21 protein-coding genes and 3 pseudogenes are annotated in these 22,554 nt (G+C 48.6%); 23 read left to right on the top strand and 1 reads right to left on the bottom strand.

Translation table 11 applies throughout. The features are described 5' to 3' along the window. The first annotated feature begins 66 nt into the window (after positions 1-66). The 9 genes and pseudogenes from KO536_RS05875 (at position 67) to galE (ending at position 8,744) form a co-directional block, all read left to right on the top strand. Complete coding sequence (locus tag KO536_RS05875; protein WP_219261407.1) at positions 67-573, top strand: serine O-acetyltransferase; 507 nt, start codon at positions 67-69, stop codon at positions 571-573. Beyond that, on the top strand, positions 566-1,357 hold the full coding sequence (locus KO536_RS05870) for a glycosyltransferase (protein ID WP_219261406.1): 792 nt from the start codon (positions 566-568) through the stop codon (positions 1,355-1,357). The genes KO536_RS05875 and KO536_RS05870 overlap by 8 nt, the downstream gene beginning before the upstream one ends. A gap of 129 nt (positions 1,358-1,486) precedes the next feature. Beyond that, positions 1,487-2,424 (top strand): annotated as a pseudogene (locus KO536_RS05865) (IS30 family transposase). A 244-nt stretch (positions 2,425-2,668) separates the two neighbouring features. Then, positions 2,669-3,778 carry a glycosyltransferase gene (locus KO536_RS05860; protein ID WP_219261405.1) on the top strand — a complete coding sequence of 370 codons (1,110 nt, stop codon included), beginning with the start codon at positions 2,669-2,671 and terminating at the stop codon, positions 3,776-3,778. Beyond that, complete coding sequence (locus KO536_RS05855) at positions 3,775-4,794, top strand: NAD(P)-dependent oxidoreductase (protein WP_219261404.1); 1,020 nt, start codon at positions 3,775-3,777, stop codon at positions 4,792-4,794. Before KO536_RS05860 ends, KO536_RS05855 begins: the two co-directional genes overlap by 4 nt. Before the next feature lie 5 nt (positions 4,795-4,799). Then, a complete protein-coding gene (kdsA, locus tag KO536_RS05850) occupies positions 4,800-5,645 on the top strand; it encodes a 3-deoxy-8-phosphooctulonate synthase (RefSeq protein WP_219261403.1) in 846 nt (281 codons plus the stop codon). Next, a complete protein-coding gene (locus KO536_RS05845) occupies positions 5,645-6,193 on the top strand; it encodes an HAD family hydrolase (protein WP_219261402.1) in 549 nt (182 codons plus the stop codon). The genes kdsA and KO536_RS05845 overlap by 1 nt, the downstream gene beginning before the upstream one ends. A gap of 145 nt (positions 6,194-6,338) precedes the next feature. Next, complete coding sequence (locus KO536_RS05840) at positions 6,339-7,274, top strand: SIS domain-containing protein (protein WP_257622817.1); 936 nt, start codon at positions 6,339-6,341, stop codon at positions 7,272-7,274. A 444-nt stretch (positions 7,275-7,718) separates the two neighbouring features. After that, positions 7,719-8,744 carry a UDP-glucose 4-epimerase GalE gene (gene galE, locus KO536_RS05835; protein ID WP_219261401.1) on the top strand — a complete coding sequence of 342 codons (1,026 nt, stop codon included), beginning with the start codon at positions 7,719-7,721 and terminating at the stop codon, positions 8,742-8,744. A gap of 634 nt (positions 8,745-9,378) precedes the next feature. On the opposite strand, the pseudogene KO536_RS05830 reads toward galE, so the two are convergent. Continuing rightward, positions 9,379-9,914, bottom strand: a pseudogene (locus KO536_RS05830) (transposase). 277 nt (positions 9,915-10,191) lie between these two features. On the opposite strand from KO536_RS05830, the gene KO536_RS05825 reads away from it, so the two are divergent. The 14 genes and pseudogenes from KO536_RS05825 to KO536_RS05760 all read left to right on the top strand — a co-directional run bounded on the left by KO536_RS05825 (position 10,192) and on the right by KO536_RS05760 (position 22,470). Next, a complete protein-coding gene (locus KO536_RS05825) occupies positions 10,192-10,377 on the top strand; it encodes a Trm112 family protein (protein WP_219261400.1) in 186 nt (61 codons plus the stop codon). Further along, complete coding sequence (kdsB, locus tag KO536_RS05820; RefSeq protein ID WP_219261399.1) at positions 10,374-11,138, top strand: 3-deoxy-manno-octulosonate cytidylyltransferase; 765 nt, start codon at positions 10,374-10,376, stop codon at positions 11,136-11,138. Before KO536_RS05825 ends, kdsB begins: the two co-directional genes overlap by 4 nt. A gap of 291 nt (positions 11,139-11,429) precedes the next feature. Beyond that, a complete protein-coding gene (locus KO536_RS05815; protein WP_257622816.1) occupies positions 11,430-11,603 on the top strand; it encodes a hypothetical protein in 174 nt (57 codons plus the stop codon). A gap of 233 nt (positions 11,604-11,836) precedes the next feature. Further along, positions 11,837-12,050: pseudogene (locus tag KO536_RS05810) on the top strand (IS66 family transposase); the annotation flags it as partial. 651 nt (positions 12,051-12,701) lie between these two features. Continuing rightward, positions 12,702-13,019, top strand: a complete 318-nt coding sequence (locus KO536_RS05805; protein WP_219261398.1) for a hypothetical protein — start codon at positions 12,702-12,704, stop codon at positions 13,017-13,019. An 86-nt stretch (positions 13,020-13,105) separates the two neighbouring features. After that, positions 13,106-14,218 (top strand): polysaccharide biosynthesis/export family protein, encoded by a 1,113-nt coding sequence (locus KO536_RS05800; protein ID WP_307876319.1) that lies wholly within the window; start codon positions 13,106-13,108, stop codon positions 14,216-14,218. 13 nt (positions 14,219-14,231) lie between these two features. Then, positions 14,232-14,891, top strand: a complete 660-nt coding sequence (locus KO536_RS05795; protein WP_307876318.1) for a YjbF family lipoprotein — start codon at positions 14,232-14,234, stop codon at positions 14,889-14,891. Positions 14,892-14,935: 44 nt separating this feature from the next. Further along, positions 14,936-15,670 carry a capsule biosynthesis GfcC family protein gene (locus KO536_RS05790; protein WP_219261471.1) on the top strand — a complete coding sequence of 245 codons (735 nt, stop codon included), beginning with the start codon at positions 14,936-14,938 and terminating at the stop codon, positions 15,668-15,670. Continuing rightward, positions 15,667-17,748, top strand: a complete 2,082-nt coding sequence (locus KO536_RS05785) for a YjbH domain-containing protein (protein ID WP_219261396.1) — start codon at positions 15,667-15,669, stop codon at positions 17,746-17,748. Before KO536_RS05790 ends, KO536_RS05785 begins: the two co-directional genes overlap by 4 nt. Continuing rightward, positions 17,745-18,110, top strand: a complete 366-nt coding sequence (locus KO536_RS05780; RefSeq protein WP_219261395.1) for a VanZ family protein — start codon at positions 17,745-17,747, stop codon at positions 18,108-18,110. The genes KO536_RS05785 and KO536_RS05780 overlap by 4 nt, the downstream gene beginning before the upstream one ends. Positions 18,111-18,287: 177 nt before the next feature. Continuing rightward, the gene (locus KO536_RS05775; RefSeq protein ID WP_257622815.1) at positions 18,288-19,034 is read left to right on the top strand and encodes a winged helix-turn-helix domain-containing protein; all 747 of its coding nucleotides are present in this window, start codon (positions 18,288-18,290) and stop codon (positions 19,032-19,034) included. Between the two features lie 97 nt (positions 19,035-19,131). Further along, positions 19,132-19,752 carry a helix-turn-helix domain-containing protein gene (locus KO536_RS24225; protein ID WP_257622814.1) on the top strand — a complete coding sequence of 207 codons (621 nt, stop codon included), beginning with the start codon at positions 19,132-19,134 and terminating at the stop codon, positions 19,750-19,752. Positions 19,753-20,090: 338 nt separating this feature from the next. Next, positions 20,091-21,407, top strand: a complete 1,317-nt coding sequence (locus KO536_RS05765) for an undecaprenyl-phosphate glucose phosphotransferase (protein WP_257622813.1) — start codon at positions 20,091-20,093, stop codon at positions 21,405-21,407. 460 nt (positions 21,408-21,867) lie between these two features. Next, positions 21,868-22,470, top strand: a complete 603-nt coding sequence (locus tag KO536_RS05760; RefSeq protein ID WP_219261393.1) for a hypothetical protein — start codon at positions 21,868-21,870, stop codon at positions 22,468-22,470. Positions 22,471-22,554: the final 84 nt, after the last annotated feature.

Genomic DNA, 22,554 nt, shown 5'->3' with positions numbered 1-22,554 from the left:
CCATTATAAACTCCGTTGTATTTCGTGAATTCATAACCACACTAATCTTATGCGCCTCGAGGAACTATGGCTCGCTTCGAATATATAAAAAAACTTTATCTGGAAATCCAAGGCAACAAATCAATAAAAACAAAAATAATGGTAACTATAATTCGGTTATCTCAACTGTACAACCGACCTTCACTCATTGCAAAAATACTAGGCTTCCCATTTTATATCTTGAACAAATTCTTTCTAGAGTTCTTTCTAGCTATTGAAATCCCATACAACTGCAATATAAACTGGGGTTTATGTCTATATCACGGCTTTAACATTGTAGTTAATCCAAATTCCGTCATTGGAGTTAATTGCACAATTAGACATGGGGTTACTATTGGCAATAAGCACTCACACGATGACTGCCCAAAAATTGGCAGCAACGTCAATATCGGTGCCGGCTCAATTCTTATTGGAAATATTGAAATCGGCAACAATGTCACAGTGGGGGCTGGAGCAGTAGTAATTAAAGATGCTCCTCCAAACTCAATAGTGGCCGGAAACCCTGCTAAAATTATAGGATACAATTATGACTAATTGCTGCGTACTAATACCTTATTATAATGACGGAAAAAACTTGATTTCATCATTAGATTCTATTGATGTGTTTGACTCAGGTCCAGATGTTGTGGTGGTAGATGATGGCAGTCAAGAAAAAGCATCCACAGTTCTTCAGGCATATACAGGGACACTATCAGTAAAGCTGATTACTCTTCCTGAAAACAAAGGCATTGAAACTGCTCTCAACACTGGCCTTCAATACTGTCTCAACAATTACGATTATATCGCAAGGCTTGATTGCGGCGACACTTGCAAAAACCAAAGAATATCAAAGCAAATTGACTTTTTAAACTCCAACCCTGAACATGGACTAATTGGATCTTGGGTAGATTTTGTAACAGAAAATGGTGAGTTTATTTTTACCAGTAAGCTACCATCCACTCACAGTGAAATAAAAAGAAAAATGTTTTTAAATTCAATGTTTGTTCACCCTAGCGTCATGATACGTTCTAAAGTATTGCTGGACATTGGTTTGTATCCTCTTGATCGCCCTGCAGCAGAAGATTTTGCATTATTTTTCAAAATCGTAAAAAAATATAAAACTGCAAACTTACCAGAACCGCTCTTAAATTACGTTTTTTCTCCAACCAGCATTTCATCCAAGAAACGGAAAACACAAATTAAAAGCAGGATAAAGATATTAATAGATAATTTCGAATTAGGCTTTATCCCGCTGTATGGTCTAATCAGATCTGTATTACTTTTGGCTAGCCCTAGATCGTTGACTGTGAAATTAAGAAAACATCTTACTGATTATTGATTTCGTAACTGCGCCGCCGCCATGAACAATTTTTAGAAATATAGTCGGCCGTTATAATTATTCACACATTTCAGCAGCTTAACTAACAACATATACAGTGCGATAGTTTGGCGGCCGCGAAAATTTAGTGTGACACCTGACCTTTCCGGAACGTTGCTACCCCATGCCCTGTCACGAACTCTGCGCCAGATTCCTCGACTGACCGAACGATCTCCCTCGACCATCAGCCTTGAGTTGCACCATATCGATAGGTATGTGGAAGTTACTCAGCCCGTGCGGCAAGCAACAGATGCAACCCCGCCGTCAAATTTTTCGACCAGTGCGAAAACTGTTTCCGGGTAGTGAACGCTTCGAGTTAGTGGCCCACATACTGGGCAAGCGTTTGTCTACCGAGCAGATTGCCGGCATGCTACGCAGCATTAATATTTCCAACCTTAGAGATGTCTTCGTCTGCAGCGAGACGATCTATACCCAGCCGCTCGGGGAACTAGGCAAGGAACTGATCATCTTCTACTCAAGGCAAAGCGGCACACAGGCCACGCTCAGGCGGGCTGGATCGACGCGGCCGTCGGAGATTGAAGTCCGATTGATGCCGGGCCATTGGGAAGGTGAAATGATCAAGGACAATGACTCGTCCGTAGGCACGTTGGTGGTACGCACCGATGCAGCTAAAGATGAATGACGCGACGGCAACCCTCGGCAATGGAGGGATTTAACGCTGCGGTCAATAGCATGCCGCTGGCGATGCGCATGACCTGCGATCAGGGCCGAGAGATGGCGCTACATGCCGAAATCACCCAGAATACAGCGGTGGCGATTTACTTATGCGACCCGCACTGCCCTTGGCAGCGCGGCAATAATGAACATATCAACAAGCTCATCCTCCAGTACTTGCCCAAAAGGATTGACTAGTTGGGACACAGCCTGGAACAGTTTGATGCCGTTGTCTTGCAACTGAATATACCCCACGTAAACGCTTCGATTTCACATGTCCGATCGAAATGATGAGTGAGGTGATACAAAAGACCATCGCAATTCCTCACGATACTCCCACCTCAATTCAATAACCGTATTGCACACAGCTTCAGCAACCGCCGTGAATCATGAGTATTACTCGAAACTATTCAACAACGGACTAAGAGGCGTTAGTTAATTTAGCTATTCACGCCAGAGCACCTGGTAGAATTTGTTTGTCCGTATGTGCTAAGTGGGATTTCTGAATAAATCAGCGCCCTGCCAGATCATATATTATTAAATCTTGGAACTGCCAATGCCTCCTTTGACATCGGAAAATTTAAAGGGTCATGTAACATGAAAAAAAGCAGCACTCGAATCACTCACATTATCGAGGCTACAGCTACAGGCACTCTTTCTATGGCTGTGCTTTTAGCAAACTCTCAAGCCCGTGCTGGCTCACACGTGTCTATAATATACTCTCGCCGGCCTGAAACCCCTTCTAATCTTGAAATGTTATTTCTTCCAGGAATAACTTTAAAAAATATACAAATGGGCAGCCTTTTCGAAAAGCTAGCTAGTATACTTGAAATCCGCAGGACACTAAAATTCACATCACCCACGAGTGTGTTCATGCACTCATCCTTCGGCGGCTTCTTAGGCCGTGTAGCAAGTATAAGAGCATTATCTGAAACCAAGTTTTTTTACATACCTCACTGCATATCCTTTATGCGAAAAGATATAGGACCTTTAAAAAACTTGGCATTCTCTATATTCGAGTGGATTGGTTCAATTAAAAAAGCGGATTACATCGCTTGCTCTAACAGTGAGCTAGAAGCTATAACAGCAAGAATCCCTTTCCGAAAATGCCACTTAATAGAAAATGCTATCAATTATAACGAAGCACCTACAACCATTCAAACTAGCTTGTCAGGAAGAAAAAAATCTGTAATCACCGTTGGGCAGATTCGTGCACAAAAAGGCCCTGAAGTTTTTTCAGCTATTGCTCAAGCTGTAAAAGCTATTGACTCGGATGTTGAATTTTTTTGGGTAGGAGATGGTGATACGAAAGCTCGTCAACAATTAGAGAGTGCTGGTGTAAAAGTAATTGGGTGGGTACCTAAAAAGCAGGTATGGGAACATCTTTGTCAAGCTCAGCTTTATCTTTCTACTGCTAAATGGGAAGGCATGCCAGTTTCGATTATTGAAGCAAGTTTTGCCGGATTGCCGGTAATAGCTTCTAGATGTTCAGGTAATATTGATGTAATAGAGCACTCTAAAACCGGATGGCTTTTTCAATCTGTGCCCGAAGCTACTCAATACATCATTACTGCACTTAATGATCATGATCTGGCTTCATCTCAAGCCAAAGCTGCCTTCGACCTTGCTCAAAAGCGATTTAGTGTCGAACGTTATATTGATGATATGAACACTATAACAAACCCTATACAAAGGTCTTCTTTATGACTTGCGCTGTGATATTTGGTGGCACCGGTTTTATCGGTACTTTCTTGGCTGAGACGCTGCTGAAAACTAAAGGTTTCACAAAAGTATACTTATATGACAAGGAACCTTTAGATAAAAAATCAAGCACGTATAGAAAATCTCTCATTCAAACTCTAAATGAAGTAGAAATCATAACCGGGGATGTCCGCCAAACAATATTATGGCAACCATCAGAAAAAGTGACATTAATTGCCAATCTTGCTGCGGTACACCGTGAGCCTGGCCATAAAGACATAGAGTATTACGAAACTAATCTATTAGGGGCGGAAAACGTATGCGCTTGGGCCGAATTGGTTAATTGCAAAGACATTATTTTTACCAGTTCTATCTCACCATATGGACCTAGCGAGCAAAGGAAAGACGAGAGTTCGCTGCCAGTACCGACTACAGCTTATGGAGGCTCTAAATTAGTTGCAGAAAAAATACATCAGGCGTGGTTAGCGCGCGACGGCAGCAGCCGTAACTTAGTCATCGTTCGTCCTGGAGTAGTTTTTGGACCAGGAGAAGGTGGCAATGTGTCTAGATTAATAAAAGCAGTGATCAAGCGATATTTCTTTTATATGGGGAACCGAGAAACCCGTAAAGCAGGTACCTACGTCAAAGAACTCTGCATGGCGATGTTGTGGGTGCTCCAGCAACAAAAAGACCGAGGGAGCCACTTTACCCTTTTCAACATGTCAATGAACCCAGGTCCGTCTATCCAAGAGTATGTTGAGGCAACTTGTAGAGTTGCTGAAATCCAACGAAATGCCCCGAGCGTACCTTACCCAATATTGCTAACTATAGCCTACGCGATCGACCTCGTGGCGCGTCCGTTAGGGATAAGCCACCCTTTTAGTCCTGTCCGTATTCGTAAATTAGTACGTTCCAATAATATTTTACCTAATCATTTAGCTGACAATGGTTACCCTTATCAATATTCCCTTGAGTCTGCTTTCAGTGATTGGAAAGCTTCCTGCCCTGAAGAATGGAAATAAATGAAATGAAAATTAAAATTACTAATACACTCACTGTCTCTAACTCAACCCCCTTCACATTGTTCGGTGGTATTAACGTACTTGAAGACTTAGATTCGACGCTCTCGGCCTGTGCGCATTATGTAAGTGTTACTCAACGGCTGGGAATACCCTTCATTTTTAAAGCGTCTTTTGACAAGGCTAACCGATCGTCAATGCACTCCTATAGGGGCGTAGGCTTGGAAGAAGGATTACGTATTTTTGAGGAAGTGAAGCGTGAGTTCAATGTGCCAGTAATAACTGACATTCACGAAATTTATCAAGTAGCGCCAGTTGCAGAAGTAGTTGATGTATTACAAATTCCAGCCTTCCTCGCGCGGCAGACAGATCTTGTGATAGCGGTTGCTCGTACAGGTAAACCTATCAATGTAAAAAAGCCCCAGTTCATGAGCCCTACCCAAATCAAGCACATCGCGTCCAAATGCAACGAAGCGGGAAACGAGCAGTTAATTCTCTGTGAGCGAGGTAGCTCTTTTGGCTACGATAATCTGGTCGTTGATATGCTAGGTTTCCGCCAAATGAAGGATGTGACTAACGATTGCCCCGTTATTTTTGATGTTACCCATAGCCTGCAATGTCGTGACCCAATGGGTGGGGCTTCTGGTGGACGTCGACGTCAGGTATTAGAACTGGCGCGCGCAGGGATGGCGGTAGGCTTGGCTGGTTTATTTCTCGAGGCACATCCTGATCCCGATCGGGCTCGCTGCGATGGCCCTAGCGCTCTGCCGCTAGATTTACTTGAGCCTTTTCTCAGTCAAATCAAGATCATTGACGATACAGTCAAGAATCTGCCCGAGATGGAGATCCGTTAATGCCTGGCACTTATCGGGGCCCGGTACGTCTCGTTCTGTTCGACGTGGATGGAGTACTGACCGATGGTATTTTACATATCAGTGGTGATGGAGAGTGCTTCAAGAATTTTAACGCGAAAGATGGCGTAGCCATCGCACTACTTCGTACTCACGGTATTAATTGCGGAATTATTTCCGGAAAAGCGAGTAGATCTTTAGATTATCGGGCTCGAGAGCTAAAGCTCGAGATTATAGTCACTGATTGTCATAATAAATTAATCGCCTACAACGACATAAAATACAAACTAAACTTAACCCACGAACAGATAGTTTTCGTAGGAGATGACATAATTGACCTACCTGTCATGAAGGCTGTTGGTGTTAGTTATGCCCCGTGCGATGCACACGAATTAGTGAGAAATCAAGCATCTCATATCACTATCTCACCCGGAGGTCACGGTGTGGCTCGGGAGGTCGCTGAACATATATTACAGCAGGGTGGTCTGTCCTTAGAAGAATCATACCAACGCTTGCTCAGCGAGTGGGGCCGACATGAAGCTAAACAATAACTGGAATGCATAGTTTTTATACTAAGCAGTTATATCTAAACGATCACCCGTCAACCATTAGCGACTTTAACAAGGTTGCCAATAGCGAATAGACATGTCAGTCAGACGTTTAGCATAGTAAGTAATTTCTTTAAGAGACCGAAAAATGAATAAAATGGACTTTATCGCAGTTGCGAAACGTGTTTTTTCTATTGAGGCGCAGGCTGTTGCATTACTTGCTGACCGTTTAGACAATTCATTCGCCGATGCAGTAGAGAGAATATTGAGTTCCAATGGCCGGGTTATTGTATGCGGCATGGGGAAGTCTGGAATTATCGGTAAGAAAATTGCTGCGACTCTTGCTAGTACTGGTACCCCCAGTTTTTTCATGCATCCCGGAGAGGCTTACCATGGTGATCTCGGCATGGTCACTGCTGATGATATATTTGTTGCTATCTCTAACTCCGGCGAAACGGATGAGGTACTAAAGCTAATTCCCTTTTTAAAAGACAACGGTAATTACTTGGTTGCTTTTACTGGGAATTCGACATCCACTCTTGCCAAGGCTGCTCATAGCCATTTGGATATTGGCGTCCCTGAAGAGGCGTGCCCATTAAAACTTGCTCCTACATCCTCTACTACAGCAACGTTGGCTATGGGGGATGCATTAGCAGTTACGCTTATGAAGGCTAGGGATTTCAGGCCAGAAAGCTTCGCCCGTTTTCACCCTGGCGGTTCATTGGGGCGGCGCCTTCTCAGCAAGGTAGAAGACGAAATGATTACGTCTAAACTTCCGCTGGTAAGCGAAGAAGCTCAGGTGCTTGAGGTTATCAAGGCAATATCTTTTGGAAGTCTAGGTTTAGCTATTGTCACGCTTACTGACGGATGGGGCTTAGTAACTGATGGCGATATTCGTCGTGCTATTGAATGTCATGGTAATGAAGTTTTCAATAAGACAGCCGCTGATTTGATGACCCGACACCCTAGCAAAGTATCGGTCGGAACTCGGATTGAAGATGCAATATTATTAATGGACAAACACAATATTACTTCTCTTCTTGTCTTTCAAGATGAACGCTTGGTCGGTGTATTTAAGAAATAACCTCTTGATGAATGCGACAGAAATCTCTCTAAATACTCTCTTCCTATTTTATGAAGCAATTTTTCTCCACGAATGCAGTGTTTCCCGAACCAACATGAAATTCAGCTTCCCTGATATACGCCCCCCCCCATATCTCACCTGATCATACGACCAAAGTGTGTGTGTGGGGGGGGGGGGGGGGATACTTAGAGCCCTTGTCAAAAAATATTTAATTCACGCTACGGGTCTAAAAAGTTAAACCAAATAAATTTCTTGTTGCTTTTAAATTCACCAACAAGTTTAAATTGACGCTATGGATTTTGAGTAGTCTTCAGGTGGGAGGAGCTAGAAATTTTTATTTACTAGCGCCCCCCTACACCTCCAATGTTACAAACCTACTTTCAACATAGCAGGCCAAGAACCACAAACACATACCTTTATCAATACTCTAATGGAATATAACTTATGGCACATCAAATTTTAGTGACCGGCGGCGCTGGTTATATTGGCTCACATACAACTCTTGCTTTGCTTGAAGCCGGCTTCGAAGTTATTGTATTGGATAACCTATGCAACAGTTCCGCTGAATCCCTACGACGCGTTAAACTCATCTGCGGTAAGGCTCCAACTTTTATTCATGGCGATATCCGTGACCGAATATTAATTGACAAAGTATTTGCAGAGAATAAGATATCCGCGGTCCTACATTTCGCCGGACTAAAAGCTGTAGGAGAAAGTGTCCGCGAACCACTTGACTATTATGACAACAATGTCACAGGCAGCGTCACATTGTGTCAGGCCATGTCCCAGGCTGGAGTTTATACTTTGGTATTCAGCTCCTCCGCTACCGTATATGGCGAACCGCTGCAGATGCCAATCAGCGAGGAATTTCCTACAGGGGTACCGACTAATCCCTATGGTCGTTCAAAGCTGATGGTCGAGGAGTTGCTACAAGACCTCGCGAAATCGGACCCTCGGTGGAGTATAGCCCTTCTTCGCTATTTTAATCCTGTGGGTGCACACCCCAGTGGGATGATTGGAGAAGATCCCAATGGCTTGCCAAATAATCTTCTGCCTTATGTCAGTCAGGTGGCGATAGGCAAGCTCAAAGAGCTGTCAGTATTCGGTGACGATTACCCTACGCAGGATGGGACTGGGGTTCGAGATTACATCCATGTTCAGGATCTGGCTGAGGGCCATATGAGTGCCCTGAGGGCTATTGTGCAAAAGACGGGTGTAGACATTTGGAATCTGGGAACGGGTACCGGTTATAGCGTACTTGAAATGATACGGGCATTTGAGAAGGCTAGTGATCGAACTGTGGCTTATCAAGTAGTTGAGCGTCGCTCTGGCGACATAGCAGAATGTTGGGCAGACCCATCAAAAGCCGCCCATGAGCTGGAGTGGAAGGCCAAAAATAGTTTGGAAGCCATGATGAATGATACCTGGCGGTGGCAAGTAAACAATCCAAATGGGTATGTGAACGATTAGGGTAGATGATCTAAAGTCTGTGTGGACGGTATCTCAGTTCCCACGCATAAGTCCGTCCATCTAAAGATTTAAGTTCCTCAATATCTTTCTGGCCATAAGCATGGCCAATTCATCGTCTAGGAGCGCGTCGCCGCTGGAGTTTAGAGCAAAAGTCGGCGATAGCTCACGAGGCCTGTAACCGAAACTATTTGTAGCGGTGGTCAGGCAACCGCGCCGTCTCAATAATTTACCGTTTACTACTGGCGATATAAATTTTTGCACCCTCATGTTATTAGTTATCAGATTTGCGGCCAGTGCAGGTGGTATTTTCGCTCACGCTTTGTTCTATGTAGTAATGAAAACTGCAATATGAGTGTTTTGCTACTGTGAAAAGGCGAGTTCCTTATGTCTCATCCTCGTTACATGGTGCATGGTGCATGGTGCATGGTATCAGATCGTTGAACCGCACTTCCCGCAAGACAACCGCCTCGTTTACCGTGGCATCCTAGCAAGCAGTTCCACGTCAGTAACGCTTAGTAATCGACCACCGACTCCGCATGCGACAGCCATTCCTATAAGGTATAGGCCTCCTGGCCGTTGACCTTGGCGGTCTCTGGGCACTGGCGGTGGTACCTTTGAGCGTGTCGCTGAACAGCTAAGTTTTGCGTCCAATGACCAACGGCTTCATTACGCGATCTGGCGAGTTTTTGTCGATCAGTAAAAAACCGTCTTCCACGTAGCGTTCCAGCCGGCTCCAGTTGCTGGCGAGGTAATTCACTGCCTTGCCCAGAAAAATTTGAGGGGGAGTTGAGGCTGCGTTTTTACCAGCCAGCCTTTCAACTGGGCTAGGATCGGCCGGCTCTTTTCCTGACGAACAATAAATCGCTGTTCATCACTGGCATCCTTGAGTTCACGATTGATGCCATACGTTTTTTTATTATCGTCAGTGCAATGTCGGCGCGACTTGACTTGCCTTTGGACTGCACTTTTTGCGCGTCGACGAACTTGATACTCGCATGGACAATGTACGCCAGCCGCTCTACCTCTCAGTTGCAATGCCAATGCGTTGTAACCCGCGTAATCATAAGTAGCCGCGATGACTTTCAAGCAGGCGCAACGGCACATCCTTCGCACGACTGGAGGTGTAGTCGAACAGCACGATTTTTCGTCTGGCGGCCCGCTGGCCTGCACCCAAATCCAGGATTGGCTGGTAGGGTCTCGATCCGGTTACTTACAATACCTGGGTGCGGGCTTCATCACAGTGGATTAAGCGCGAGGTCATGCTGGAGAGGAGCGAGCACTTCGAGTTGTGCGCCAGAGATGCGGGCCCGCAATTTAGCCGCCGACAGGTAGTACCTAGCGAGCGATGCTACGCCATCGCCGATTTTGTGGCTGGGTTCGATACGCGTTGATGCGCTTGTTGCCGGTTCGGCTTTTGCCTTCACTCATTTTTATTCAGGGAATGTTCATGGACACCAAATTGCTCGACATCCTCACTTACTGGGTCGGCAAAGATCCGCTCAAGCTCAGCGCCGAAAAAACTGGGCTGATCAGCAAGGGCGCCATCTTGGCGCACTCGATTCGCGATGGCATCCCGATGATGCTCGAAAGCGAAGCCCATACCCTAACCACCCACGGGCACCTGTACAAATGAGCACAGTCTTTACCGTCGTCATCCCATCGCGTTACGCCTCCACCCGTTTGCCGGGTAAACCACTGCTGCTGATAGCCGGCAAGCCGATGATCCAGCACGTCTGGGAGCAAGCTAGCAAAAGTAGCGCCCAACGCGTGGTAATTGCCACCGATGATGCACGGATCGTCGAAGCCTGTATTGGCTTTGGCGCCGAAGTGGTGCTGACCAGCGAATACCATAATTCCGGCACCGATCGTCTGGCTGAAGTCGCGGCGCAGTTGGGCCTGGCGCCCGACGCTATCGTGGTCAACGTTCAGGGTGACGAGCCGTTGATTCCGCCGAGCGTGATCGATCAGGTGGCCGCCAACCTGGCTTCCAACACTGAAGCGCGCATGGCCACGTTAGCCGAGCCGATCGAAGACGTGGAAACCCTGTTCAACCTGAACGTGGTCAAAGTTGTCAGCGACTGCCACGGCCTAGCGCTGACCTTCAGCCGTGCGACCTTGCCATGGGATCGCGATGTGTTCGCCAAGAGCCGCGAGCAGTTGCCCGAAGGCGTGCCGTATCGCCGCCACATCGGTATCTATGCATACCGCGTCGGCTTCCTGCATGACTTCGTCAGCTGGGGTCCTTGCTGGCTGGAAAATGCGGAATCCCTGGAACAGCTGCGAGCTTTGTGGCACGGCGTACGGATTCATGTCGCCGACGCACTGGTCGCACCTCCTGCCGGCGTCGATACCCTTGAAGACCTCGAGCGCGTTCGTCGTCTGCTGGAGGCCTGATGCAGGTTGTATTTGTCTGCTGGACAACACATTCGCGTCAAAGTGAGTAACAGCGACGCGGTCAGGTCCAAGTCCAAGTCCAAGTCCAAGTCCGTTAGTAGGCCATTCGCGCCATTATGGATGATCGAATAAATGTTCGAGGGTCGTAGACTGCAGCAAATAAATCTGGCCACATGTCTTCGCCGAGCAAAATACGCTGGATAAAAGGCATATTCTTCACATGGATTATCGGGCTCAAAGTAGCCGCTCCACGAATCCCACATTCCAAGCGAATAGCTGAAGGCTGATGCTGTGCTCCCGATTTTCTTCTGGAGCCAACACCAGGATGCGATCCTACCCAAGGTCGAAAAAGTGCAGCTCTACCCCAAACCTGTAGGCTTTCGAAAAACCATCGATGGCCTGGCCGCGCTGGTGGTGTTGGATATCAAAGCGGCCGTGTTCGACCCCGTACTTTTTGCTTTCTGAATCGCCACCGTAATCGAGTTAAAATCTTTTACTGGAAGCACTACGCCTTTTTGTCTTTGGATCAATCGTCTTAAGTCCGAGTGATTCAAAACCTCGCCGGATGAAGTCGACGACGCCATCGTACTGACCGTCTAGAAATTGATTGGATTGCTTGATGGATATGACCGCTGGGGAAACCGTCTGCACAAGGTTTTGACTCTCAGATTTGTGGCATAACAGGTATAATACAGTGCATGCAACAGATGCCCGCAAACCTCCCCGACGACCCCATAGTTCTCAAACAGATGTTGCGTGAGAACTAGAAACGCGCGCATGGGAGCAAGAAACTAAAGACGCTTACGCCATTCACATCGTTGATTTCAAATAATAGTTCCAGCTGTTGCGTGACCTTTTTTCGGCCGTAAATCCGAGCAGACGGTAGAACCCAATACGCCGCAGCTGGCCCTGCTCTACGGGTAAACGTGATACTCGTAAGGCGAGCACCTATGTCAAAGAATTGTGCGTTGCCATTACTGGGTTCTGCAACGCCAAAAATCGCAGGGTGATAACTTCACGTTGTTCAATATGCCCATGAGCCCGAGTCCTTCAATTCAAGAATATGTGGCCGCTGTATGTAAAGTGGCTGAAGTCAGACGCTTGGTGCCGGCCATTCCGTATCCAGTAACGCTTGGCTGTGCCTCTGGTCGATAACGGTTACCCATATCGGTATACTCTTGAAGCCACATTCACAGTCTGGAAAGTTTACTATCCAAGCGAGTGAAACTGATGCCAGCGTTGCACTGCGGTTTGAAAAGCTCATATTTTTCAATGTGAAAAATGAATTTAGCTACCGTTACAATGTCAGAAACCTGGTCCAAGCCACGCGCTTTTTCAGAGCTTGATTAGCGTGAGCGTTATAAAAGGTCAGCAACGTTGAGCGCTCTGCACAGGTATTCTTGAGGTGTTATTGCACATTAAAATACCTGTGGAGAATCACTTGAGAGTTACATTTATAGCGCCTTCTGGGGCTATTAGCACATCCAGGGTTCGACGTTCATAGCCTTGGACATAGGCGCTGTTGCAAAAACGCCAATACAGACTTTTCAAAAGGATTTTCAAATGAATAAATTTATCATTCCCGCACTCACCTTAGCCCTAAGTGCATCTGCTTTCGCAGCCGAGCCTGAGGCCACGTCTGCTGCTAACGCAGCTCCAGCTGAGGCTTCCGCTGCTGGCGCAACCAGCGGTACTTCTCTGGCGACGACCACCGGCGTTTTGGGTGGCGTCAGTACAACAACTGCCGTTGGCCTAGGTGTTGCTGCTGCTGCAGGCGTAGCTGCCGCTGCGTCGGGTGGCGGTGGCGGTGGCGGTGGCAATGGTGGCACAACGGGTACCACAGGCACTACCGGCACTACCGGCACTACCGGCACTAATTAAGTAGCTGCTTGGTCGAAAGGACTAAACCACCTGGGATTTTCCAGGCATTTGATTTTGATGTGTTCCCTTTACAAGTGTCCTCAATGATGATTCGTAGTTTGTCGCTCGCGGTACTTGCAGGGCTAGCCCTGCAAGGTTGTATGTTTGCGCCCGGTCAGTATCTGGATACCAGTGAGATCGGAACTGAAGGCTCACCAGAAAGCAGTCGGGTTGAGCTGATCCCTATCACCCCCAAGCTGATCGCGCAAAACGCGGCGACATACGTCTCAAGCTCGGTGCCGGCAGATTTGCTGGCATTCAAGCCTGCTGCCTACCGAATCGGCGCAAATGATGTGCTGTATATCACCGTTTGGGATCATCCCGAGTTAACGGCACCTTCTGGACCGCAACAACAGATTGATGCCAACGGGCGTTTAGTGCGCCCGGACGGCACCATCTTTTACCCATACATTGGCAACGTTGATGCAGCGGGAAAAACCATCGAAGAGCTTCGCTCGACCATTGCTGAACGCCTTAAGCAATACGTCGACAGCCCTCAGGTTGATTTGAGCGTATTACGTTTCGCTAGCCAAAAGGCCATTCTTGCCGGTGCTGTATTGAAAGCCGGACCAATGCCGATCACTACGTCTCCGTTAAGCGTGGTAGAGGCTCTTGGGGCGGCCGGCATTGAACCAGCAAATGCAGACCTGTCCGGACTCACACTCACACGCAATGGCCAAGAATACGTACTGGATTTTGATAGCCTCAACAGCAGCGGCTCGAAGCTGCATGACGTGTTCTTGAGAGACGGCGACCAACTGTTCCTACCTTACAATGACCGTAAAAAGATTTATGTCATGGGTGAGGTATTGGTACCGCAAGCTATCAAGTTCAAAACAAAGCACATGAACCTGGCTGATGTTGTGGGTTCGGTTGGGGGCTTGAATCAAACCACTTCTAACGGCAATGCACTTTATGTCATTCGCGGCGCAGAGAACCTTGAGACGCAACCGGCCAAAGTTTTTCAACTTGATGCCGAGTCACCGGTAGCCTTTGCAATCGCCAGCCATTTCGAGCTTAAACCTCAGGATATCGTGTACGTGGGCCCTGCCCAAGTCACTCGCTGGAACCGCCTGATCAGCCAATTGCTGCCATCGGCCACCATTCTGGGTACGGGTGCAGCTGCAGGTAACAATCTCAGTGAAGCCAACAGCCGATAAGGTTTGAGCCGTTTTGAAAACTCTTCGTAACCGCTCATGCCTGGTCGCGTGCCTGCTGCTGTGCGGCTGCAGCCCGCTGATGAAAGGCTCCCTCGATACCTTCAAGGCCGCCGTCCAAAACGCCGAGCCGCTTCAACTGACAGCGGCAGACGTTGCAGCTGTCCCGTATGCGCAAATACTGGTCACTACTCCCTCCAGCGAAGGGGTTATGGCCAAGCTGCGTCAACAGGGTGATCTGCAGTTCTGGGTTGCATCAGGCAAGCAGGTGCTGTTGATACGCGACGGTCTGGTCGTACGTTCGGTTGGGCTTGAGCCCAGCCTGGATGGCACCCGCTTTAACGGTGAGTCTCCTTTCAAGCGTGGCTTGCAGCACGTCGTCGATGGTGACACCAGTACGCGCTGGATCGATATCTACAAAGGTGAGCAGGTAGGGTTAGCTGTCAACAGCCGTTTCCGCCGCAAAGGCCTGGAAACCGTGACTATTCTCAACCAGCCCCATGTGCTGCAACGCATTGATGAGAAATTCGAGATCCCGGCACTGGGCTTTAGCGCAACCAATCACTTCTGGATCAGGCCTGGCGATGGCCAGGTGATGCAAAGCGAACAATACCTGACACCGGAGCTTGCGTTGAAGATTTTGCATCTGCGTCCAGACTGGGAGGCAACCCGGTGAGCCACTTGAAAAAACTGAGTGCTTGTCTGTTGCTGAGCCTTTCTATGTTGAGTGCGACCACCGAGAGCCTGGCGGCCATAACGGTGAGTGGTGATGTTCTCAAGCCAGGCCCCCTTGCGTTTACACCCGGTATTCGCCTGCTGGATGCCGTCAACCAGGCCCAACCTGATCCTGAAAGCTACTGGATGGCTGCGGCATGGCTGCACACTCCTCTGGTTGAGCAGCAGACCCGGCTCAAGGCCGGAGTGTTGTTTGACCTTAAAATGCTGCAGCGTGGCGCTTTGCTGAACAACAATGAAGCCCTTGCTGCACTATCCGCACGCTTGTTTGATCAGATTAGTCGCCTGCCGGTGACGGGGCGAAAGGTTGCGGTACTTGACCCCGTTGCGCTGGAAGTCGGCTTTGCACGCAACTATGCACTTAGCGATGGCGACAGGCTGATTTATCCGATGCGGACCGACACGGTTACGGTACTGGGTGCGGTGCAACAGCCTTGCACCCTGCCCTACCACGCCCAGCAAGAGGTGCGCGACTACCTCGACAGTTGCCAGCGCCTGCCCGAAGCCGAGGCGGATTTTTTGTGGCTAATTCACCCTGATGGCCGTCACCAGCGCGTGGCAATCGCCGCCTGGAATCGCCAGGACGGAGTACATGCGGTAGCTGGCAGCACTATTTTGGTGCCCGTACGCAATGACAATGCCGATTTACCCACACCCGATTTGAATGAGCAGCTGGCCCAGTTTCTAGCCACTCAACCGCTGGCCGAGGTTGCCCCTTGAAGTTACGTTTTGCTGCTGTCGTATTACTGCCTTGCAGTCTGGCCCATGCCGAGCCGCGCTATACCCAAAATGATTTCGGTGGCGTTGGCTTGCTGCAGACTCCGACAGCGCGCATGGCACCTGCTGGGGAATTGAGTCTCAACGCCAACCGCACTGATCCTTACTCGCGCTACAGCCTTTCGTTGCAACCTCTTGACTGGCTGGAAGGGACGTTTCGTTACACCTCGATCAGTAACATTAAGTACGGCCCAGAAAAATTGAGTGGCAGCCAGAGCTATAAGGACAAAGCGGTCGATGCAAAAGCACGACTCTGGCAAGAAAGTCACTGGCTGCCCGAAGTGGCGCTGGGTTTTCGCGATATCGGCGGTACCGGACTGTTTTCCAGTGAATATTTTGTTGCCAACAAACGCTATAAGGATCTGGATTTTAGCCTCGGGATTGCTTGGGGCTATATCGGTAACCGTGGCGACCTGGACAACCCATTGGGTTATCTGGATGACCGCTTTGACACACGACCTGTCAGCTCGACTACAGGTGACGTAAATACCAGTTCGTACTTCCGCGGCTCACCAGCAATGTTTGGCGGGGTTGTGTATCAAACTCCGTGGGAACCTTTGAGCCTAAAGCTTGAATTCGACGGCAACGACTATAAACACGAGCCTCGAAACAACAATCAGGAGCAAGACTCACCGATCAACATCGGTGCCGTCTACAAGCTTAACGAGAATATTGATCTAACCGCAGGCTGGGAGCGCGGCAACACTGCGTTGTTCGGCATTACCCTGCATACCAACTTTGTCAGCCGCAAAGCGCCGGTCAAAACTTACGACCCGCCTGCCGCAACGTTGGCTGCCCAAACGCCTACAACGCCACTGGAGCAGGTTGACTGGGCGGCCGTTTCGAAGAAATTGGAAAATAACGCTGGCTATAGCGTGCAACGTATCGCCCAGCGAGACTCCGAGCTGATGGTCTATGGCGAGCAATCCAAATATTTCTACTCCGCCAAGGGCGTGGGTCGGGCCAGCCGGATTTTGGACAACAACGCCAATGACGAGATCCAGTGGTTTACTCTGGTGAACAAGCGTTATGACATGCCGGTGGAAGAAACCAGTGTGCCGCGCTCAACCTTCCGCAATGTGATCAACAACGATCAAGATCTCGTGGACCTGCACCGCACGACAGAGGTAAATCGCGCCACGGCCCATGTTGAAAAAACCTTGTATGAGCAAAAGCCAGACCCATTCACCTATGGTTTTGGCTTAGGCTACCAGCAAAACTTGGGCGGTCCCGACGGATTCTTGCTTTACCAGATAAGCGCTTACGCTGAAGGCCAGTACCGCTTCACACCTAAAACTTGGGCGAGCGGTGGTATCAGCGCCAACCTGCTTAACAACTACGACAAGTTCAAATATGACGCCCCAAGCAACCTGCCACGGGTACGTACTGATTTGCGCCAGTATGTCACTACGTCTGAAGTGACCATACCAGCCTTGCAACTTAACCATGCCAAGCGCCTGGATCAGGACCTGTTTGGCATGGTCTACGGCGGCTATCTTGAACCCATGTATGCAGGGATTGGGGGTGAGGTGCTGTATCGCCCCATGGGTGAGCGCTGGTCGATCGGTGCAGATTTGAACTATGTGCGCCAACGAGCCTTTGACCAGGGCTTTGGTTTGCGCGACTACAGAACCGTGACCGGTCATGTTACCTCCTACACCAAGCTGCCTTTCGATCTGGATGCCGCGGTCAGTGTGGGTCGCTATCTTGCCCGCGACTGGGGTACCACTATCGATATTTCACGCGAATTTACCAATGGCGTGAAATTCGGAGGCTGGGTGACTCGTACCACTGCCTCATCAGAAGAATATGGCGAAGGTAGCTTCGACAAAGGGATTTACATCTCGATTCCGTTCGACGAAATGATGAGCGTCTCGACCATGAACCGCGCCAATATTGCATGGGCTCCGCTGACACGGGACGGTGGCGCAATGCTTCATCGCCAGTACTCGCTGCATACGATGACCGACGGCCGCAACCGCGATGCGTTTTATGAGAACTTTGAGAAAATCACCGAGTGAGTCGATTGATTCAACGCCTGGCTGACCTGCCCTTCTGGCTACGCGCACTGCCTTTTATAGCAGTGTGCGCCGGCCTGCTGTTCGCAGGGTTACGTTCCCAGCCTATTGCGCAGCATTTTACCCAGGAAGACAAACTGCATCATTTTGTCGGTTTTTTCGCCCTGACATTGAGCTGCAGCCTGGCGTTTATGAACGTGAAACTGCGCTGGATAGCCTTCGGTTGCGTGCTGACCGGCGTGCTGATCGAACTCGCTCAAGAACTTGAGCCCCTGCGTAGCGCATCGATCTACGATGCGCTTTCCAACTCGCTTGGGGTGGCCGCAGGGCTATTACTGACTTGGTATTGCACCCGCAGCAAGTAACCATGGAAAACAGCTCAGCAACATGATAGGCAGCAGTTTAAAAGCCTTCATTTAAAGCCTGTATTGCCCGTATCAACATAAAAATCGATCCTCGATACCATATCCTGGGGAATTACCAGTAAAATCAACACCTCGCGCGACAAATGTTACAAAATGTCGATTTTCGTGTAGGCTTCTATGGCAAAATCCTACAGCCTCTTAGTATTCGGGTTAGGTGATATGCTTTTCGCAGGATGCAAAACAGACATTCAGACCCCAAACGCGCTTCATTTTGTTCAAAGCAAAGCGTTGGTCGACAATATCAATCAACTTATCACCGCCGATGTGAGCCATATCCACGCCTTCGATATCATCGCGAACCTGAACTGGGACTTTAGCTTGGTCAAAGCTGTTTTTATTGAAGTTGATATCCCGGAAAACATAAACGACAGCTTGGAACTGGTAAAACATATCCGTCAAACCAATCAGGCTGCGTGCATTTTCATATTGGTTACACATAATAAATCATTTATCAGTATTAACTATTACCTGGCAGGGGCTGATCACTGTATTAAATTACCGGCAGACCCGCAGGAAAAACTGACACTCCTGTCGCGCACTATCGAAGAATCGCACTGGAAGGCATCGACCCAGCTCACTCTTGACCGTACACGGCTGTTGCTGTGCAGCCCCACGGGCAAACTTGAAATCTCGTATACCGAAATGATCATTATCGGCGCCCTGGTACAGGCACCACAGCATGTACTGAGCCAAGACAGCATTGCTAAAACCCTGGACCCAAATATCGTATTTTATGATCCGCGAGCGCTGGAAAAAACCATTAGCCGCTTGAGAACCAAAATTAAAAAAGCTTATAAACTTGAATTGATATTCAGTGTTCGCGCGTTCGGTTATCGCCTTCGCCGGGGCACAATAACAGCATAGCTATCGTTGCAACCTGTCGCTTCATGCTCTGCTCAGCAGACAGCTGTAGTTCGCCAACAGGTATCAGACAAACATCGACGAATGGAGACGTTGAAGAATGAAGATAACACTTAGACTTTCGCGAAATATAAGTGCTGTCAATGACAATTGCAGTAAAATAGAACCTCAATCTGCAGCTGCTGAATTCAATGATCAGTATTGGCACACCCCCCACATACTCACCCCGGGGAGCAGGTCGAATGCACAGCCCGGCACAGCCAGCCTCTACAAACGCGCCTCCGACCTCTGCAGTTTGATGACGACTAAGAAGCCTCATCTATTGAAAAAGCATCCCTCCCCCAACGGAATCAACGCCATTTCCGCCCCTGAGGCTACCGCCAGCCCAGCAACCCGCTCAGCATCGGCGCAATACTCGAACAGCCCTGAAATATGGCTGTTCTGTTCGGCATCACACTATTTGTGCAACAACTCGACTTGCATACAACTTACAGCCATTGAATCACTGCTCGTTCAGACCCTGTCTGGCAGCGATGAGCGGATATGCAGTAAACAAGAACTTATTCTCGGCATCAAAAAGGATACTTATAGTTACAGCGGCCTGGAAATGTGCCTGAGTCGGTTCCAGAGCAAGTTCAAAGGTGCATTTGGCGAGCGTCTTTTTCGCTCGGTGCGCAATCGCGGTTATTGTCTGGTGCAAGATGTACAAATTATTGACTGATGCATCATCACCCCCAAGAAGTCGACCGTACACAATCAAATAGCCATCATCGCAATGCGCAAAATTAATATCCCACTGATATTCAACTCTTGGAACCACTGTTATAAAACGTCGAAACCTTGTGACAGATAACCTTTATCATTAGGGTTTCGTGCGACCATTACAGTGACAGCGCAGCACGACACCTGCACATGGAAGATAGTGCTGCGACTCAAGCCCGTCAGCAGCTCTCATCATAGTCAAGTACTTATCACAAGGCTGCTACTTTGATACATACACGTCTAGATCGTAAAACCGTGGCCAGAGGGCTTACTTTTTGGGGTCAGTGGTCGATTGCTATGACCTTTGTAATCGCACTGTTATTCGCAATGGTTTACACCAAGTTTGGTGCCATCGATTTCCATTATCGCATGCTGGCCATTCTAACCTTACTTGTCTCCGTACCCGCTTACTCAATCACTCACGTTTATTATAAAAGACACAAGGCCTTCAATGGTTCTATCCGTTTGTTTTTTGGATGGATGCTGACACTGGCCTGCTTGAGTACCATTGGGTTTATTACAAAATCCAGTGAACTTTTTTCCCGTGAAACCCTTATCAGCTGGGGATTGCTGGGTTACCTGATCCAGGTCCCGCCCTACTTGATACTGCATCGCCTGTCCAAATTTTATCATCAACGCAATAACCACCACTACAACAGCCTTATTATCGGTTCCGATGGCGTTGCCCTGAAACTGGCCGACAGTTTTATTCAACAGAATCATTTCCCTCTGGTTGGCGTAGTTAGCGCATCACCCTTTGAAGACTCGACAAACTCTCCGCTGATTGTTGGCGAACTTGCACAGCTGCGTTCACTTATTGCCGAGCACAATATACGCAGGCTTTACATCTCCTTGTCCCTGCAAGAAGCCCAGCGAATTGAAGCGCTCTACATCGACCTGCTTGACTTGAATGTCGATGTTGTCTGGGTGCCGGACCTGGACAGCATGATGCTGCTGAACCATTCCGTGAGTGAAATTGGTGGCCGCCCGGCCATCCACCTGAATGAAAGCCCACTGACAAGTTATCCAACTGCAGCCATCAGCAAGGCACTCATGGAACGCTCGCTGTCCCTGGCAGCCATTATTTTCCTGAGCCCCTTACTGGCTGCGATCGCACTGGCAGTAAAGCTTTCTTCACCTGGCCCGATCCTGTTCAAACAGCATCGCCATGGCTGGAACGGCAAGGTCATCAAAGTATGGAAGTTTCGCTCCATGCAAGTTCATGACGACAAGCACGTCAAACAAGCCAGCCGCAATGACTCACGGGTAACTGCAGTAGGCCGCTTTATTCGCCGCACTTCGCTGGATGAACTGCCACAACTGTTCAACGTGCTACATGGCGATATGGCACTTGTCGGCCCACGCCCTCACGCAGTGGCTCACAACGACTATTACACCGGCAAAATTCACGCCTATATGGCACGCCACCGTATCAAGCCCGGTATTACTGGCCTGGCACAGATCAGCGGTTGTCGCGGTGAAACCGACACGATTGAGAAGATGCAGAAGCGGGTTGAGATCGACCTCGACTACATCAACAATTGGTCGCTATGGCTCGATATCAAAATCATGATCAAGACCCCGCTTACCTTGATCTCAAAAGATATCTACTAACACTAAAGCCCCCTCCCCGGTAATATCAGTCAGTTAAGGACAACTGTGGGAGCGGGCTTGCTCGCGATGCAAGCGACACGGTCAGACAGTCAAACCGCGCGGCTACCATCGCGAGCAAGCCCGCTCCCACAAGAGCTAACTTCACACACTAAAAAACTGGCATCTCCTCCTCCGATTTTTTCTTTTTAGACTTATAAATCCCCGCCTCCTCCCCCCTCCGACATACTAAATTCAAACTTCCGCGAACTCAGTATCCATCACCTAACAATCAACAACCTCAGCATCCAGCTACAAATATTATTACCATCCCTATCTACAGCCATTTTATTGGCGTCAATATATATCCAACTTTACACTTACCATCCTTACACCAAAACAACCTGAAGTCCTCGACAGAAACTTTATATGGCCATATGATATCACCCGATAAGTTTGCCATCACTCAAACAGGATGTTTTGTGTGCCTAAGTTCTTCAATACGGATTGTTTTATATCCGGCCTGAGACCCATTGACTTTCATAGTGACGAGTTCAGTGCTCGCATTAATGGCTGCACAGTCAAACGACTGGCAATGTCCAATGAGATTTACCATCACCTGAGCCGTGCCAACAACAATACAAAAAGTCGAGTCTGGTACTACGACCCCGGCTTGAATAAAGCGCTCACCATTGCCGCCGTACAGCATGCTGGTCCCGGCCACAAAGTGCTGCGTAATCGTTCAATCAGCAGCCCAATCAAATTGATGGCCAGGACTCTGCTAACCGGTCTGCTGGCATGGTTTGCCACATGGATGTTGATGGCGATTCCAGTGCTTTCCTGGTACGGCGCCAATGCGCAAAAAGGCGTACCGCTGCTGGAAACCCTCAGCATTCAAATTGGGGTTGCTGTCGCGGTCTTGTGCTTCGGTTATTTGCTATGGGTGAGGGTAAAAATAAACCAGCTTGAGAACTGGCAATCCGGGGATATATCGCTTTACACCCAAGCAATACCCCCCGAACCGGAGCCAACCCCGCCGACAAAGACGTCAGCTGTCAGAGAGGCAGTCCGCGAACTTGTCGAGTGATCAGTGCCTGGTTTTTAACGTCTGCTGTTATTTCGTCAGCCGGCACCCTTCCAATGCGTCGGGTGCCGAGTTCAGTTATAAACA

Origin of the sequence: Pseudomonas sp. NKUCC02_KPG, assembly GCF_019345465.1 — a bacterium.
Lineage (GTDB): Bacteria > Pseudomonadota > Gammaproteobacteria > Pseudomonadales > Pseudomonadaceae > Aquipseudomonas.
The sequence above is the reverse complement of the archived record's forward strand: the minus strand, read 5'-3'. Positions and strand labels throughout refer to the sequence as shown.

What these genes read in the sequence shown, in the direction of transcription:
- KO536_RS05790 (WP_219261471.1), top strand. Translation starts at nt 14,936, where the DNA reads ATGTTGAGTGCGACCACCGAGAGCCTGGCGGCCATAACGGTGAGTGGT.
- KO536_RS05765 (WP_257622813.1), top strand. Translation starts at nt 20,091, where the DNA reads ATGACCTTTGTAATCGCACTGTTATTCGCAATGGTTTACACCAAGTTT.
- KO536_RS24225 (WP_257622814.1), top strand. Translation starts at nt 19,132, where the DNA reads ATGAAGATAACACTTAGACTTTCGCGAAATATAAGTGCTGTCAATGAC.
- KO536_RS05875 (WP_219261407.1), top strand. Translation starts at nt 67, where the DNA reads ATGGCTCGCTTCGAATATATAAAAAAACTTTATCTGGAAATCCAAGGC.
- kdsA (WP_219261403.1), top strand. Translation starts at nt 4,800, where the DNA reads ATGAAAATTAAAATTACTAATACACTCACTGTCTCTAACTCAACCCCC.
- KO536_RS05775 (WP_257622815.1), top strand. Translation starts at nt 18,288, where the DNA reads ATGGCAAAATCCTACAGCCTCTTAGTATTCGGGTTAGGTGATATGCTT.
- KO536_RS05870 (WP_219261406.1), top strand. Translation starts at nt 566, where the DNA reads ATGACTAATTGCTGCGTACTAATACCTTATTATAATGACGGAAAAAAC.
- KO536_RS05855 (WP_219261404.1), top strand. Translation starts at nt 3,775, where the DNA reads ATGACTTGCGCTGTGATATTTGGTGGCACCGGTTTTATCGGTACTTTC.
- galE (WP_219261401.1), top strand. Translation starts at nt 7,719, where the DNA reads ATGGCACATCAAATTTTAGTGACCGGCGGCGCTGGTTATATTGGCTCA.
- KO536_RS05845 (WP_219261402.1), top strand. Translation starts at nt 5,645, where the DNA reads ATGCCTGGCACTTATCGGGGCCCGGTACGTCTCGTTCTGTTCGACGTG.
- KO536_RS05805 (WP_219261398.1), top strand. Translation starts at nt 12,702, where the DNA reads ATGAATAAATTTATCATTCCCGCACTCACCTTAGCCCTAAGTGCATCT.
- KO536_RS05860 (WP_219261405.1), top strand. Translation starts at nt 2,669, where the DNA reads ATGAAAAAAAGCAGCACTCGAATCACTCACATTATCGAGGCTACAGCT.
- KO536_RS05825 (WP_219261400.1), top strand. Translation starts at nt 10,192, where the DNA reads ATGGACACCAAATTGCTCGACATCCTCACTTACTGGGTCGGCAAAGAT.
- KO536_RS05800 (WP_307876319.1), top strand. Translation starts at nt 13,106, where the DNA reads ATGATTCGTAGTTTGTCGCTCGCGGTACTTGCAGGGCTAGCCCTGCAA.
- KO536_RS05840 (WP_257622817.1), top strand. Translation starts at nt 6,339, where the DNA reads ATGAATAAAATGGACTTTATCGCAGTTGCGAAACGTGTTTTTTCTATT.
- kdsB (WP_219261399.1), top strand. Translation starts at nt 10,374, where the DNA reads ATGAGCACAGTCTTTACCGTCGTCATCCCATCGCGTTACGCCTCCACC.